At 54.6% G+C, this 14,725-nt stretch carries 14 protein-coding genes; 11 read left to right on the top strand and 3 right to left on the bottom strand.

The window, feature by feature from the left end; translation table 11 throughout:
• Positions 1 to 3 precede the first annotated feature (3 nt).
• From tatA to hemB, 5 genes are all read left to right on the top strand, one after another.
• On the top strand, positions 4 to 255 hold the full coding sequence (tatA, locus tag N5923_RS00750; protein ID WP_267141580.1) for a Sec-independent protein translocase subunit TatA: 252 nt from the start codon (positions 4 to 6) through the stop codon (positions 253 to 255).
• Positions 256 to 258: 3 nt separating this feature from the next.
• Complete coding sequence (gene tatB / locus N5923_RS00745) at positions 259 to 804, top strand: Sec-independent protein translocase protein TatB (protein ID WP_267141579.1); 546 nt, start codon at positions 259 to 261, stop codon at positions 802 to 804.
• 2 nt (positions 805 to 806) lie between these two features.
• Complete coding sequence (gene tatC / locus N5923_RS00740; RefSeq protein ID WP_267141578.1) at positions 807 to 1,568, top strand: Sec-independent protein translocase subunit TatC; 762 nt, start codon at positions 807 to 809, stop codon at positions 1,566 to 1,568.
• Positions 1,569 to 1,780: 212 nt separating this feature from the next.
• Positions 1,781 to 2,563: a 3'-5' ssDNA/RNA exonuclease TatD gene (tatD, locus tag N5923_RS00735; RefSeq protein ID WP_267141577.1), complete on the top strand. Its 783-nt coding sequence runs from the start codon at positions 1,781 to 1,783 to the stop codon at positions 2,561 to 2,563.
• 153 nt (positions 2,564 to 2,716) lie between these two features.
• Positions 2,717 to 3,739 carry a porphobilinogen synthase gene (gene hemB, locus N5923_RS00730; RefSeq protein ID WP_267141576.1) on the top strand — a complete coding sequence of 341 codons (1,023 nt, stop codon included), beginning with the start codon at positions 2,717 to 2,719 and terminating at the stop codon, positions 3,737 to 3,739.
• A 122-nt stretch (positions 3,740 to 3,861) separates the two neighbouring features.
• Here the strand turns inward: hemB and rfaH are convergent, their stop codons facing one another.
• Positions 3,862 to 4,350, bottom strand: a complete 489-nt coding sequence (gene rfaH / locus N5923_RS00725) for a transcription/translation regulatory transformer protein RfaH (protein WP_267141575.1) — start codon at positions 4,348 to 4,350, stop codon at positions 3,862 to 3,864.
• A gap of 327 nt (positions 4,351 to 4,677) precedes the next feature.
• Between rfaH and ubiD the strand changes: the two genes are divergently transcribed.
• Both ubiD and fre read left to right on the top strand, forming a co-directional pair.
• Entirely contained in the window at positions 4,678 to 6,162 is a 1,485-nt protein-coding gene (ubiD, locus tag N5923_RS00720) for a 4-hydroxy-3-polyprenylbenzoate decarboxylase (RefSeq protein WP_267141574.1), read from the top strand.
• Between the two features lie 47 nt (positions 6,163 to 6,209).
• Entirely contained in the window at positions 6,210 to 6,911 is a 702-nt protein-coding gene (gene fre / locus N5923_RS00715; protein ID WP_267141573.1) for an NAD(P)H-flavin reductase, read from the top strand.
• Positions 6,912 to 7,028: 117 nt separating this feature from the next.
• Here the strand turns inward: fre and fadA are convergent, their stop codons facing one another.
• Together fadA and fadB are read right to left on the bottom strand one after the other, a co-directional pair.
• Positions 7,029 to 8,192, bottom strand: coding sequence for an acetyl-CoA C-acyltransferase FadA (gene fadA / locus N5923_RS00710; RefSeq protein WP_267141572.1), 1,164 nt, complete (start codon positions 8,190 to 8,192; stop codon positions 7,029 to 7,031).
• Positions 8,193 to 8,202: 10 nt separating this feature from the next.
• On the bottom strand, positions 8,203 to 10,389 hold the full coding sequence (gene fadB / locus N5923_RS00705; protein WP_267141571.1) for a fatty acid oxidation complex subunit alpha FadB: 2,187 nt from the start codon (positions 10,387 to 10,389) through the stop codon (positions 8,203 to 8,205).
• Between the two features lie 188 nt (positions 10,390 to 10,577).
• Between fadB and pepQ the strand changes: the two genes are divergently transcribed.
• From pepQ to hemG, 4 genes are read left to right on the top strand one after another with little or no spacing between them, the layout of a single operon-like run.
• On the top strand, positions 10,578 to 11,909 hold the full coding sequence (gene pepQ, locus N5923_RS00700; protein WP_267141570.1) for a Xaa-Pro dipeptidase: 1,332 nt from the start codon (positions 10,578 to 10,580) through the stop codon (positions 11,907 to 11,909).
• On the top strand, positions 11,909 to 12,526 hold the full coding sequence (locus N5923_RS00695; protein ID WP_267141569.1) for an IMPACT family protein: 618 nt from the start codon (positions 11,909 to 11,911) through the stop codon (positions 12,524 to 12,526). The genes pepQ and N5923_RS00695 overlap by 1 nt, the downstream gene beginning before the upstream one ends.
• Positions 12,527 to 12,562: 36 nt before the next feature.
• Positions 12,563 to 14,014 (top strand): Trk system potassium transporter TrkH, encoded by a 1,452-nt coding sequence (trkH, locus tag N5923_RS00690; protein ID WP_267141568.1) that lies wholly within the window; start codon positions 12,563 to 12,565, stop codon positions 14,012 to 14,014.
• A gap of 17 nt (positions 14,015 to 14,031) precedes the next feature.
• Complete coding sequence (gene hemG / locus N5923_RS00685; RefSeq protein WP_267141567.1) at positions 14,032 to 14,568, top strand: menaquinone-dependent protoporphyrinogen IX dehydrogenase; 537 nt, start codon at positions 14,032 to 14,034, stop codon at positions 14,566 to 14,568.
• The last annotated feature ends 157 nt before the right edge of the window (positions 14,569 to 14,725 follow it).

Here is a 14,725-nt window from a genome sequence, read left to right as displayed (position 1 = left end):
AACATGGGCGGTATCAGTATTTGGCAATTGTTAATTATTGCCGTGATTGTCGTACTTCTGTTTGGTACCAACAAGTTGCGTTCCCTTGGTTCCGATTTAGGCTCATCAATCAAAGGCTTTAAAAAAGCCATGAGTGACGACGACCAGAAAGAAAAAGATTCTCAGGATGCTGATTTCAATGCCAAAACGCTGGCGGACAAGCAGCATACTGACGCGAAAAGCGAAGAAGTTAAGAACGACAAAGACAAGGTGTAAGCCGTGTTCGACATAGGTTTTAGTGAACTGGTATTGGTGTTCGTTATCGGGCTGGTGGTGCTGGGTCCGCAACGCTTACCGGTTGCGGTCAGAACCGTGGTCGGCTGGATCCGCGCGCTGCGCTCATTGGCATCCAATGTGCAAAATGAACTGGCGCAGGAGCTTAAGCTGCAGGAACTGCAGGACAGCCTGAGAAAAGTCGAGCAGGCCAGCAGAGATTCGCTGTCGCCGGAGCTGAAAGAGTCGATGGAAGAGCTGAAAAAATCAGCGGAGTCCATGAAACGCTCTTATCTCGGTGACAATGAAAAAGCTGACGACGAAGCCAATACCATTCATAACCCTTTGGTGAAAGATCCGAAGGAGTCACATGAAGGCGTGACGCCAGCTGAAGCGGATACGCAAGCCAGCGCACCGGTTCAGGCGCCTGAGGCTGCCGGACCAGTCACTCAGTCCGAACCTGAGATTAAACCGGAAGCTGTTGCCGCACCTGAAGCCACTCCAGTGGTGCGCACTCCGGCCTCAACCACTCAAACTAGCGGTGAACGTTAAACATGGCTGTTGAAGATACCCAGCCGCTGATCAGTCATCTGATAGAGCTGCGCAAGCGCCTGCTGAACTGCATTATCGCAGTGTTAGGCATTTTTCTGGCACTGGCTTACTTCTCAAATGATATCTATCAAATCGTTTCCGCACCACTAATCAAACAGCTGCCGGCCGGTGCCAGTATGATCGCCACTGATGTGGCCTCGCCATTCTTTACCCCCATCAAGCTGACAATGATCGTTTCGGTATTTATTGCGATACCGGTGATCCTGCATCAGGTGTGGGCGTTTGTGGCTCCGGCACTGTACCGCCATGAGCGCAAGCTGGTGATGCCGCTGCTGTTTTCCAGTTCAGCGCTGTTTTATATCGGTATGGCTTTTGCCTATTTCGTCGTCTTTCCGCTGGCGTTTGGCTTTTTTGCCTCAACCGCGCCGAAAGGTGTACTGATAGCCACTGACATCAATAACTATCTTGATTTCGTCATGGCGCTGTTTATGGCGTTTGGCGTCTCATTTGAAGTGCCGATTGCGATCGTATTGCTGTGCTGGACGGGCGTGACGACCCCGGAAGATCTGAAGGCAAAGCGCCCTTATGTGCTGGTTGGCGCATTTGTGGTGGGCATGTTATTAACGCCGCCAGACGTTCTTTCGCAAACTTTGCTCGCTATTCCGATGTACTGCCTGTTTGAAGTCGGCGTATTCTTTGGTCGCTTCTATGTAGGAAAGGGACGTCAGGATAATGATGATAAGGAACAGGAGTCTGAATCGTGATGCCCGTCATACTTCGAACTGCCTCTTCGTTGGCTGCGTTCACTCACCCGAATCACGTAGTTTACTACGCTCATCGGGATTCGTTCGCTTGCCGCCTTGATGCAACCCGAATTATTTAGGGCATCTCAGAAATGTGAGATTCCGGCCTTGCCGCGAGGAATTTAAAGTCATAGCCAGCCGCCCGAAAGGGCGGTTACTGTTTGGAAAGAAATATGTTTGATATCGGTGTAAACCTGACCAGTACGCAATTTGCTAAAGATCGTGAAAAGGTAGTTAAACGCGCGCGTGAAGCGGGCGTCACCGGCATACTGATTACCGGCACCAATGCGCTGGAGAGTCAGCAGGCGCAGAGTCTGGCGCGCCAGCATCCGGACTACTGCTGGTCAACCGCGGGCGTTCATCCTCACCATGCCAGCGAGTGGTCGGGCGATACCGCCGCCACCTTACGCCGTCTGACGGAGAGTGAGCAGGTGGTGGCGATTGGGGAATGCGGGCTGGATTTTAACCGCAATTTCTCCGCTCAGGAGCAGCAGGAGTATGCTTTCAATGCCCAGCTGGAGCTGGCGGCGGAACTCTCGATGCCGGTGTTTCTGCACTGTCGCGATGCGCACTCACGTTTTATCGACATCCTTAAACCCTGGATTGAGAAACTGCCTGGTGCGGTGGTGCACTGCTTTACCGGCACCCAGGCGGAAATCGAAGAGTGCCTGGCGCTTGGCTTATCGATCGGCATTACCGGCTGGGTGTGCGATGAGCGTCGGGGACTGGAATTACGTGAACTACTGCCATTGATCCCCGCAGAGCGTTTACTGCTGGAGACCGATGCGCCTTATCTGTTGCCACGGGATATGAGACCAAGGCCGCCTTCCCGCCGTAATGAACCCTGTTTTCTGCCGCATATTGTTCAGCAGGTCGCCGCCTGGCGTGGTGAAGAGGCTGAATGGTTAGCACAGCAAACAGCAGCGAATAGTCGTAAATTATTTAAAATAGGGTAGTGATGTTCAGGCGTTATCGTCGCCGCCAGTTTGAACGCGGACAGCGCGCAATGACCCGAGCGTACAAGCAGGTACGTGAGGGGAATGAGCACTGCCCAGGTTCAAAATGGCAAGTAAGATAGCCTGCACCATGCCAATCGGAGATAGATACTAATGAGTTTTGCTTTCCCAGGCGCCTTCCCTGGCCGCCGTCTGCGCCGCGTTCGTCGCCATGATTTCAGCCGTCGTCTGGTCGCTGAGAACCAGCTGACGGTCAACGACCTGATCTATCCGGTATTTGTGATGGAAGGCCATAACAAGCAGCAGGAAGTCGCGTCGATGCCGGGCGTTTTCCGCATGACCATCGATGTGCTGGTTAAAGAAGCGGAAGTGATTGCGAAGCTGGGCATTCCGGTGCTGTCGCTGTTCCCGGTGATTGAAGCGGATAAGAAATCCCTGCATGCCGAAGAAGCGTATAACCCGGACGGTCTGGTGCAGCGTGCGGTACGCGCCCTGAAAGCCGCGGTGCCGGAGCTGGGCCTGCTGACCGATGTAGCGCTCGACCCTTACACCACCCATGGTCAGGATGGCATTATCGACGAGCATGGCTATGTGATTAACGATATCAGCAAAGAGATTCTGGTGCGTCAGGGGCTGTCGCATGCCGAAGCCGGCGCTGAGATTCTGGCGCCAAGCGATATGATGGATGGCCGTATAGGCGCGCTGCGCGACCAGCTGGAGCGCGATAATCATATTAACACCCAGATTATGGCCTACTCGGCGAAATATGCTTCCTGCTACTACGGCCCCTTCCGCGACGCGATTGGTTCATCCGGCAATCTGAAAGGCGGTAACAAACTGACCTATCAGATGGATCCGGCCAACAGTGATGAAGCGTTGCAGGAGATCGCCCAGGATTTGCAGGAAGGCGCTGACATGGTGATGGTGAAACCGGGTATGCCGTATCTGGATGTGATCCGTCGGGTGAAAGACACCTTTGGCGTGCCGACCTTTGCGTATCAGGTTTCCGGCGAATATGCGATGCATATGGCGGCAATTCAGAATGGCTGGCTGGCCGAGAAACCGGCAGTGATGGAGTCGTTACTGTGCTTTAAGCGCGCGGGCGCCGACGGTATTCTGACTTACTTCTCGAAGCGTGTTGCGCAGTGGATCCGCGACGAGCAGATGCAGCGTTAGTCAGTCGGGCGGCGATAACGCCGCCCCTACATAAGAGCGCAATAACCTGTAGGGGCGGCGTTATCGCCGCCCGCCCCGAGGATTTCCGCGATACGTAATGGCGGCGTACGCACCGCCCGCTATTACAGTTTCTGAAACTGTAAATTATCGACGCTGCGGACAATCTGTTTATTCAGCAGATTAAGCAGCAGCATTGAGCGTGCTTCGCCATCCGGCTCAGTGAAAATGGCTTTCAGCCCTTCAAAAGTGCCGTCAATAATCAGCACTTCATCGCCCGGTTGCGGCGTTTCCGGGTCGACCATATTTTCCGGTGTCTCGGTCTGCAATATCTGAATGACATTGTGCGGCACGGTAGCGGGCAGGGCGCCAAAGCGCACAAAGTGGCTGACACCGCGTGTCGCACTGATGGTGGTGGTGTGAATCGCTTCGGGATCAAACTCTATAAACAGATAATTAGGAAACAGTGGCTCACTGACGGTTGTACGTTTACCGCGCACGATTTTTTCCAGTGCAATCATCGGGCTCAGGCAATGAACTGACTGGCGCTCAAGATGCTCTTTTGCGCGCAACAGTTGACCACGTTTGCAGTACAGTAAATACCAGGATTCCATAATGTCACTTTCCAATTACCAGACGCTAAGAATAGCAAAACTGCTGTCAGAGTTGTAGCAACATCACGCGTGTTAGCTGGATTTGCTGCTGCGCGCTGGCTACGAAATATCCGAAGTCATCGTGACAAAGCCGCAGCATTTTGGCCATCGTTTTGTCACATTGCCTGAAATTGGAAATTGACGCGCCCGCTTTATCTGTATCAGACTCTGGGCGCGCGACATAATTTGACTGTGCGATCTGTCGGATACCCGGCAGGAACAAAAACAAGCATGCTCGCTGAATCAGCCCTATAATGGCCGATTCACCGGCCCGATTGATGGAAAGGCATGAAATACCACGACTTACGCGACTTCATTGCCCTGCTGGAAAAGCGCGGGGAACTAAAACGCATCACTCTTGAGATCGATCCTGAACTGGAAATGACCGAGATTGCCGATCGTACCTTGCGCGCCGGCGGCCCGGCTCTGCTGTTTGAAAACCCGAAAGGCTATGATATGCCTGTGCTGTGCAATCTGTTCGGTACGCCAAAGCGTGTCGCAATGGGCATGGGCCAGGAAGATGTCACCGCACTGCGCGAAGTAGGTAAGTTACTGGCATTTTTAAAAGAGCCGGAGCCACCGAAAGGTTTTCGCGATCTGTTCGATAAGATGCCGCAGTTCAAACAAGTGCTGAATATGCCGACCAAACGGCTGCGCAACGCCCCTTGCCAGGAAGAGATCTGGCAGGGCGATGACGTCGATTTGTCGCGCATTCCGGTAATGAAGTGCTGGCCGGAAGATGCCGCACCGTTGATCACCTGGGGATTAACCGTGACCCGCGGCCCGCATAAAGAGCGGCAAAATCTCGGCATCTATCGCCAGCAGGTGATCGGTAAAAACAAATTAATTATGCGCTGGCTTTCCCATCGTGGCGGCGCCCTCGATTTTCAGGAGTGGAGCCAGGCGCATCCGGGCGAACGTTTCCCGGTGGCGGTGGCGCTGGGCGCCGACCCGGCCACGATCCTTGGCGCGGTGACACCAGTCCCTGATTCGCTCTCTGAATATGCTTTTGCCGGTCTGCTGCGCGGTAATAAGACCGAAGTGGTTAAGTGTATTTCCAGCGATCTGGAAATTCCCGCCAGCGCCGAAATTGTGCTGGAAGGCTATATCGAACCGGGCGAAATGGCGCCGGAAGGCCCGTATGGCGACCATACCGGTTACTATAATGAAGTGGATAATTTCCCGGTCTTCACCGTAACGCACATAACGCAACGTCGTAATGCCATCTATCATTCAACCTATACCGGTCGTCCACCTGATGAACCGGCGGTACTGGGTGTGGCGCTGAACGAAGTCTTTGTGCCGATTCTGCAAAAGCAGTTTCCCGAAATTGTCGATTTCTATCTGCCGCCGGAAGGCTGTTCGTACCGGCTGGCCGTTGTCACGATGAAAAAGCAGTACGCCGGACATGCCAAGCGCGTCATGATGGGCGTATGGTCATTTTTGCGCCAGTTTATGTACACCAAATTTGTTATTGTCTGTGATGATGACGTCAATGCGCGCGACTGGAATGATGTCATCTGGGCCATTACTACGCGGATGGATCCGGCGCGCGATACCGTGCTGGTTGAGAACACACCAATCGACTACCTTGATTTTGCCTCGCCGGTTTCCGGGTTGGGTTCAAAAATGGGTTTAGATGCCACCAATAAGTGGCCGGGTGAAACCGATCGCGAGTGGGGGCGGCCAATCGTTAAAGATGCCGCAGTCACCGCGCGCATTGATGCTATTTGGGATGAGTTAGCCATTTTTAATCAGTCGCCGCAGCGTTAATCCGCCGCAGTGAACCTATGATAATGACGACCCGACAGAGGGAACGCATGACAAGATTGAGCTGTAAAGTGACCTCGGTTGAAGCGATTACCGATACCGTTTACCGGGTGCGACTGGTGCCGGAAGCTGATTTTTGCTTCCAGGCTGGCCAGTATCTGATGGTAGTGATGGATGAGCGTGATAAGCGTCCGTTCTCGCTGGCGTCGACGCCAATGGAAAAAGATATAATCGAACTGCATATCGGCGCTTCTGAACTGAACCTCTATGCGATGGCCGTGATGGAACGCATCCAGCAGCAGCGCGAAATTACCGTTGATATTCCTCATGGTGACGCTTTCCTGCGCGAAGAGGGCAGCCGTCCGCTGATCCTGATCGCCGGGGGGACTGGCTTCTCCTATGCGCGCTCAATTCTGCTGACCGCACTGGCGCAGCAGCCGCAGCGCGACATCGCCATCTACTGGGGTGGCCGTGAGCTGAAACATCTGTACGATTTGGAGGAGCTTAACGCGCTGGCGGTGAAGCATCCTAATCTGAAGGTGATTCCGGTGGTTGAGCAGCCTGAAGCGGGCTGGCCAGGACGCAGCGGTACGGTATTAACCGCGGTGATGCAGGATTACGGCACCCTCAGTGAGCACGATATCTACATTGCCGGTCGTTTTGAGATGGCGAAAATCGCCCGCGAGCGTTTTTGTGCCGAGCGTGGCGCGCTGGAAGCGCATATGTATGGCGATGCTTTTGCCTTTATCTGATCTGGAGGGCGGCGATAACGCCGCCCCTACAGTAAAGCGGGTGTAGGGGCGGCGTTATCGCCGCCCGTGTTAATGATTTGCATTAACCGTAATGACGGCGTTCTCGCCGCCCGCCAATCAGACGCGTTCAAATACCGTCGCAATGCCCTGGCCGAGGCCGATGCACATTGTCGCCAGACCAAACTGCGCATCGCGACGTTCCATCAGATTAAGCAGAGTGGTGCTGATACGCGCGCCGGAGCAACCCAGCGGGTGGCCCAGGGCGATGGCACCGCCGTTCAGGTTCACCTTCTCATCAATCTTATCCAGCAGGTTCAGATCCTTAATACACGGCAGCGTTTGCGCGGCAAAGGCCTCATTCAGCTCAAACAGATCGATATCCGTCACTGCCAGCCCTGCCCGTTTCAGCGCCAGCTGCGAAGCCGGCACCGGGCCATAACCCATAATCGACGGATCGCAGCCGACCACCGCCATTGAGCGGATGCGCGCACGCGCGGTTAAGCCCAGTTCGGCAGCGCGTGATTCGCTCATAATAAGCATTGCCGCCGCACCATCAGACAGCGCTGACGAGCTGCCAGCGGTGACCGTGCCATTGGCCGGATCGAACGCCGGTTTCAGCGCCGCCAGACCGGCGACGCTGGTTTCCGGGCGGATAACTTCATCAAAATCATAACGCTTCAGTACGCCGTCGGCATCATGGCCGGAGGTTGCTACAATCTCCGGTTTAAAATGACCCGCCTGGGTCGCTACCCAGGCGCGCTGATGTGAGCGGGCGGCAAACTCATCCTGCATTTCGCGGCTGATATGGTGGATGCGCGCCAGCATTTCGGCGGTCAGCCCCATCATTCCGGCCGCTTTTGCCACCGTGCGGCTCAGGCCTGGATGAAAATCAACGCCGTGGCTCATCGGCACATGACCCATATGCTCGACGCCGCCAATCAGGCAGGCACGCGCATCACCGACCATAATCGCGCGCGCCGCGTCGTGCAGCGCCTGCATCGAAGAACCACAAAGCCGGTTGACGGTGGTGGCCGGAACGCGATGGGGGATCTCCGCCAGCAGCGCCGCATTACGCGCAATATTAAAGCCCTGTTCCAGCGTCTGCTGTACGCAGCCCCAATAGATATCGTCGAGGGAGGCGGCGGGCAGCGCCGGGTTACGGCTCAGTAATGAGCGCATCAGATGCGCGGAGAGATCTTCTGCACGCAGATGACGGAAGGCTCCGCCTTTTGAGCGACCCATCGGCGTGCGGATTGCATCAACAATAACGACCTTTTCCATTCTGTTCTCCTCACGCCGTTTTCAGGGCTGCATCAGTCAGCGGCCGGGCTGGCGGATACCAGCTCTGGTTGTTTTGAGCTTTGTGTTTAATTGCTTCGGCTGGCTGATACAGGGCGCCCAGCGCAGCAAACGGCTGCGCCTGCGCGATAAATTGCGCATTGCCGAGCGTATCGAGATAGCGGAACACGCCGCCATGGAACGGTGGGAAACCAAGGCCATAAACCAGCGCCATATCCGCTTCCGCCGGGCTGGCGATAATACCCTCTTCAAGGCAGCGCACCACTTCATTGATCATCGGGATCATCATGCGCGCGATGATTTCGTCATCGCTAAATACCCGTTGTGGCTGGCAGACATCCTGCAACAGCGCGTCAACGCTGGTATCCGCCACTTTCTTCGCTTTTCCTTTCTTACCCGTTTCCCAGCCCCAGAAGCCTTGCTGATTTTTCTGCCCGAAGCGTCCGGCGTCAAACATCACATCAATAGCGTCGCGGAAATCTTTTTTCATCCGCGTCGGGAAGCCATCGGCCATCACACTTTGCGCATGATGAGCGGTATCAATACCAACCACATCCAGCAGCCAGGCAGGGCCCATTGGCCAGCCAAATTTTTTCTCCATCACCTTATCGATCTGGCGGAAGTCGGCGCCATCACGCAGCAGCAGGCTGAAACCGGCAAAGTAAGGGAACAGCACGCGGTTAACAAAGAAGCCCGGACAGTCGTTGACCACAATCGGCGTTTTGCCCATCTTGCTGGCCCAGGCGACCACTTTTGCCAGCGTGGCGTCCGAGGTTTTTTCTCCGCGCACCACTTCTACCAGCGGCATGCGCGGCACCGGGTTGAAGAAGTGCATGCCGCAGAAGTTTTCCGGCCGCTGCAGTGATTGCGCCAGCAGGCCGATCGGAATCGTCGAGGTGTTCGAGGCGAGTACGGTGTCGCTGCGCACCTTACTCTCCGTTTCTGCCAGCACCGCGGCTTTCACTTTCGGGTTCTCCACTACCGCTTCCACTACTATATCGGCACGCTGAAAATCGCTATATTCCAGAGTGGGCTGGATGGTGGCAATTACGCTGGCCAGTTTCAGTCCGTCGATTTTGCCGCGTTCAAGCTGTCGGTTAAGCAGTTTCGCCGCTTCATTCATTCCCAGTGTCAGTGATTTCTCACTGATATCTTTCATGATCACCGGCACGCCTTTCCAGGCCGACTGATAAGCGATGCCGCCGCCCATAATGCCGGCGCCCAGCACCGCCGCCTGTTGGGGGATTTCGCTATCGCGCGTCAGTTTTTTCGCTTTGCCTTTCACGTACTGATCGTTAAGGAAGATACCGACCAGCGCCCGCGCCACATCCGAACGTGCCAGCGGTACAAATGCGCGGGTTTCCAGCTGCAATGACTCATCGCGCCCCAGCCCGGCGGCGGCTTCAATGGTTTTCACCGCCGTGAGCGGCGCCGGATAGTGTTTACCGGCGTTCTGCATCACCATGCTTTTGGCGATGGTGAAGCTCATCGCAGCTTCCACGGGGCTGAGTTTTAACGGTTCCAGTTTGGGCTGACGCCGCGCGCGCCAGCTTTGTGGTTCGGCAATCGCCTCTTTCAGCATTGCAATCGCGCCATCACGCAGTTTTTCCTTCGCCACCACCGCATCGACCAGGCCAATCGCTAACGCCTGATTAGCATCGACATCTTTACCCGCAGCAATAATTTCTAAGGCGCTATCGGCGCCCAGCAGGCGCGGCAGACGTACCGAGCCACCAAAGCCCGGCATAATCCCCAGTTTAGTTTCCGGCAGGCCGATGCGCGCATCTTGACTGGCAATACGTAAATCGGTCGCCAGCACGCATTCACAGCCGCCGCCCAGCGCATAGCCGCTGATAGCTGCGATGGTTGGCACCGGCAGATCTTCCAGACGATTAAAAATGCTGTTGGCAAAAATCAGCCACTGTTCAAGCTTGTCTGCCGGTGCGGCAAACAGCGATAAGAATTCGGTGATATCCGCGCCAACAATAAAGGCGGGTTTCGCTGAACTCAGCAGCAGGCCTTTCAGTGCCGATTGTTGTTCCAGCACCGCAATGGCTGCGCCGAGACTGGCGACGGTTTGGGTATCCAGCTTATTAACCGAGCCGGGCGCATCAAATACCAGCTCGGCGATGCCATCGTCCAGCCAGTCAAGTGAAAGGGTTTCGCCTTGGTAGAGCATGTCAGTCTCCTGAAACCGCGATAAAGGGATCTGGTCATACCAGATGATCTGGAGTTTGGGTTTGATGTTAATTATTTGCAAACAGAAGTTTGCTTATTTGCTAACAAGATCACAGCCGCGGCAAAACGGCATCGTGCAATTGGCTGTGATAAGATGCGGACACTTTTTCGTGCATCGGAGAGAAGTTAATGGACTCACTGGTTACGCTCTATAAAGATCATATTTCCGTGCTGCAGCAGCGTGCGCAGCAACTGCTGGCTCGCTTTAAGCTTGATGCCATGCTGATCCATTCCGGGGAATTACTGACGGTTTTCCTCGACGACCACAGCTATCCCTTCAAGGTCAATCCGCAATTCAAAGCCTGGGTGCCGGTAACGCAAGTGCCTGGCTGCTGGTTGTGGGTTGATGGCGTCAATAAGCCGAAGCTGTGGTTCTATTCGCCGGTTGATTACTGGCATAACGTTGAGCCATTGCCGAACAGTTTCTGGACCGACGAAATCGAGATTATCCAGCTGAAAAATGCTGACGAGATTGCCCAACTGCTGCCCGCGCAGCGGCAGAATGTGGCCTATATTGGGCCGGTGCCGCAGCGTGCGGCGCAGCTGGATATTCAGTCTGACCGTGTGAACCCGCAGGGCGTACTGGATTACCTGCATTATCATCGTTCTTATAAAACCGATTATGAGCTGGCCTGTATGCGCCAGGCGCAGAAAGTGGCGGTGCTGGGGCATCGTGCGGCGAAGGAAGCATTCCTCTCCGGCATGAGTGAATTTGATATCAATATCGCCTACCTGACAGCGACCGGCCACCGCGATACCGATGTGCCCTATGGCAATATTATCGCGCTGAATGAGCATGCGGCGGTGCTGCACTATACTCAGCTCCAGCATCAGGCGCCGGAACAGCAGCTTAGCTTCCTGATCGATGCCGGTGCGGAATATAACGGTTATGCTGCGGATTTAACCCGTACCTATGCCGCGCAGGGCGATAGCCTGTTTGCGGAGCTGGTGAAAGATCTTAATGACGAAGAGCTGGCGCTGATTGATACGCTGAAGGCAGGGGTACGCTATACCGACTACCATGAGCAGATGCATCATCGCATCGCTAAACTGTTGCTGAAGCATCAGCTGGTCAGTGGGCTGAGCGCCGAGGCGATGGTCAAAGAAAATCTGACCGGACCTTTCCTGCCGCACGGTCTGGGGCATCCGCTGGGTCTGCAGGTCCATGATGTTGCCGGTTTTATGCAGGACGATAGCGGTACGCATCTGGCGGCGCCGGCGCAATATCCTTATCTGCGCTGCACGCGCGTGCTTGAACCGCGTATGGTGCTGACTATCGAGCCGGGCCTCTACTTTATCGAATCCTTGTTAACGCCATGGCGCGCAGGCAAATTTAGTCAGTACTTCGACTGGGAACGTATCGAAGCGCTGAAGCCTTATGGCGGCATCCGTATCGAAGACAATGTGGTGATTTACGACAATCGTGTCGAAAATATGACGCGTGATCTGAATCTTGCCTGATGGATGCTTATGACATCCCCGCTGAGCCGGTTAGCGTCAGCGAGGAAACGATCAAAAAAAGCCGTTTTATTACGCTGCTGGCGCATACCGACGGCAGCGAAGCGGCGCGTGCGTTTGTGCAACAGGTCAGGAGTGAACATCCCGCTGCCCGGCATCATTGCTGGGCATGGGTGGCTGGCGCGCCAAATGATTCGCAACAGCTGGGGTTCTCTGACGATGGCGAACCCTCAGGCACCGCAGGAAAACCGATGCTGGCGCAGCTGATGGGCAGCAATGTCGGCGAAATTACCGCCGTGGTGGTGCGTTACTACGGTGGTATTCAGCTTGGCACCGGAGGGCTGGTCAAAGCTTATGGCGGCGGCGTTCAGCAGGGATTAAAACGGCTGGCTCGGGTGCAGAAAGTACCAATGCGAGCTTTCTGGTTGTGCTGTGACTATGCGCAACTGGGCGATGTTGAACGCATGATCCAGCGCTTTGATGGCAGACTGCTGGACAGCGAGTTTTCAGATGTGGTGACGATCAATCTGGCGCTGCCTTATGCGCAGCTTGAGGGGTTCACCCAAAATTTATCAGACTTTAGCCGGGGCGCGCTTCAGCTTATCCCGGTAAAACCATAACTCTCTTTTTATTTGTCAGGTTAAGGAAACGGCTGGATGCATATTCGTGCCATTACCCGCATCGTCGGTTTGTTGGTCATTCTGTTTTCCGGAACGATGATCGTCCCCGGTTTGGTGGCGTTGATTTATCGCGATGGGGCCGGACGCGCCTTCAGTCAGACGTTCTTTATGGCACTGATTATCGGCGCGCTGCTGTGGTGGCCGAATCGCAAGCAGAAGAGCGAGTTAAAACCGCGCGAAGGCTTTCTGATAGTCGTGCTGTTCTGGACCGTGCTGGGCAGCGTGGGGGCGATGCCGTTTATCTTCTCCGAACAACCCAACCTGAGCATTACCGACGCATTTTTTGAATCCTTTTCCGGTTTAACCACCACCGGCGCGACCACGCTGGTCGGGCTGGACTCACTGCCCAAGGCGATTCTGTTCTATCGTCAGATGTTACAGTGGCTCGGCGGTATGGGGATCATTGTGCTGGCAGTGGCGATTTTGCCGATTCTCGGCGTCGGCGGTATGCAGCTGTATCGCGCCGAAATGCCCGGGCCGCTAAAAGATAACAAGATGCGCCCGCGCATAGCCGAAACCGCCAAAACTCTGTGGCTAATCTATGTGTTACTGACGGTCGCCTGTGCGCTGGCGCTGTGGATTGCCGGGATGCCGCTGTTTGATGCGATAGGCCATAGCTTCTCCACTATCGCCATCGGCGGCTTTTCGACCCATGATGCCAGCATCGGTTATTTTAACAGTCCGACCATTAACACCATTATTGCCATCTTCCTGCTGATCTCTGGTTGTAACTACGGTTTGCATTTCTCATTACTGAGTGGGCGTAACCTGCGTGTCTACTGGCGTGACCCTGAGTTCCGTATGTTTATTGGCGTGCAGCTGACGCTGGTGGTGGTCTGTACCCTGGTTCTGTGGTTCCACGATGTTTACCAGACTGGAATGCAAACCCTGAATCAGGCCTTCTTCCAGGTGGTATCAATGGCAACCACCGCCGGATTTACCACTGACAGTATTGCGCGCTGGCCGCTGTTCCTGCCGGTGCTATTATTGTGTTCCGCCTTTATTGGTGGCTGTGCTGGTTCCACCGGCGGTGGCCTGAAGGTAATCCGTATTCTGTTACTGTTTAAACAGGGATCGCGTGAACTGAAAAGGCTGGTGCACCCGAATGCGGTATACACCATTAAACTGGGCAATCGCGCACTGCCGGAACGGATCCTCGAAGCAGTTTGGGGATTCTTCTCTGCCTATGCACTGGTGTTTATTCTCAGCATGCTGGCGATTATTGCCACCGGCGTCGATGATTTCTCTGCATTTGCGGCGGTTGCGGCTACGCTTAATAACCTCGGCCCGGGCCTTGGAGTGGTTGCCGATAACTTCACGTCGATGAATGACGTGGCGAAATGGATTTTGATTGTCACGATGCTGTTTGGGCGTCTTGAAGTATTTACGCTGTTGGTGCTGTTTACTCCAACGTTCTGGCGTGAATAAAACCACGAGTAAAAACTATGAAAGCGCTTATTCTTTTTTCCAGCCGTGAAGGCCAGACGCGTGAAATCGCCTCTTATATAGCTAACAGTATTAAAGAGGAGATGGAGTGTGATGTGTTTAATATCCTGCGGGTCGAACAGATCGACTGGTCGCAGTATGATCGCGTGTTAATTGGTGGCTCCATCCACTACGGTCATTTCCATCCAGCGGTAGCAAAATTCGTTAAGCGTCATCTGCATGAGTTACAGCAACGCGCCAGCGGCTTCTTCTGCGTGAACCTTACCGCACGTAAAGTGGATAAGCGGACGCCGCAAACCAATGCCTATACGCGTAAGTTCTTATTACAGTCGCCATGGCAGCCTGACTGTTGCGCAGTATTTGCCGGTGCGTTGCGCTATGCGCGTTATCGTTGGTTTGACCGGGTGATGATTCAGCTGATTATGCGCATGACCGGCGGTGAGACCGATACCTCGAAAGAAGTCGAATATACTGACTGGACGCAAGTGGCTCGTTTTGCTCAGGAATTTGCTCATTTACCAGGCAAGGCGCAGTAAAAATCCGCGCTTTGTCGAAAATTACAACGCTCAGTCATTTTTTTATAATAAACGCTTGTCACCCGCCAGAAATTCCCTATACTGCGCCTCCACTGACACGGAACAACGGCTTACACAGCGCGGTGTCAGGAGGTTCGGTAACACGAACCGCCGGAAG

This window comes from Winslowiella arboricola (assembly GCF_025527015.1).
In the GTDB taxonomy this organism is placed as follows: Bacteria; Pseudomonadota; Gammaproteobacteria; order Enterobacterales; family Enterobacteriaceae; genus Erwinia; species Erwinia arboricola.
Note: the sequence above shows the minus strand (reverse complement) of the source record. Positions and strands in the feature narration are given on the sequence as shown.

Bases quoted from the DNA above. Each gene is read 5' to 3' on its own strand.
- ubiD (WP_267141574.1), top strand. From the start codon at position 4,678: ATGAAATACCACGACTTACGCGACTTCATTGCCCTGCTGGAAAAGCGC.
- trkH (WP_267141568.1), top strand. From the start codon at position 12,563: ATGCATATTCGTGCCATTACCCGCATCGTCGGTTTGTTGGTCATTCTG.
- pepQ (WP_267141570.1), top strand. From the start codon at position 10,578: ATGGACTCACTGGTTACGCTCTATAAAGATCATATTTCCGTGCTGCAG.
- fre (WP_267141573.1), top strand. From the start codon at position 6,210: ATGACAAGATTGAGCTGTAAAGTGACCTCGGTTGAAGCGATTACCGAT.
- fadA (WP_267141572.1), bottom strand. From the start codon at position 8,192: ATGGAAAAGGTCGTTATTGTTGATGCAATCCGCACGCCGATGGGTCGC.
- hemB (WP_267141576.1), top strand. From the start codon at position 2,717: ATGAGTTTTGCTTTCCCAGGCGCCTTCCCTGGCCGCCGTCTGCGCCGC.
- fadB (WP_267141571.1), bottom strand. From the start codon at position 10,389: ATGCTCTACCAAGGCGAAACCCTTTCACTTGACTGGCTGGACGATGGC.
- tatD (WP_267141577.1), top strand. From the start codon at position 1,781: ATGTTTGATATCGGTGTAAACCTGACCAGTACGCAATTTGCTAAAGAT.
- hemG (WP_267141567.1), top strand. From the start codon at position 14,032: ATGAAAGCGCTTATTCTTTTTTCCAGCCGTGAAGGCCAGACGCGTGAA.
- N5923_RS00695 (WP_267141569.1), top strand. From the start codon at position 11,909: ATGGATGCTTATGACATCCCCGCTGAGCCGGTTAGCGTCAGCGAGGAA.
- tatA (WP_267141580.1), top strand. From the start codon at position 4: ATGGGCGGTATCAGTATTTGGCAATTGTTAATTATTGCCGTGATTGTC.
- rfaH (WP_267141575.1), bottom strand. From the start codon at position 4,350: ATGGAATCCTGGTATTTACTGTACTGCAAACGTGGTCAACTGTTGCGC.
- tatC (WP_267141578.1), top strand. From the start codon at position 807: ATGGCTGTTGAAGATACCCAGCCGCTGATCAGTCATCTGATAGAGCTG.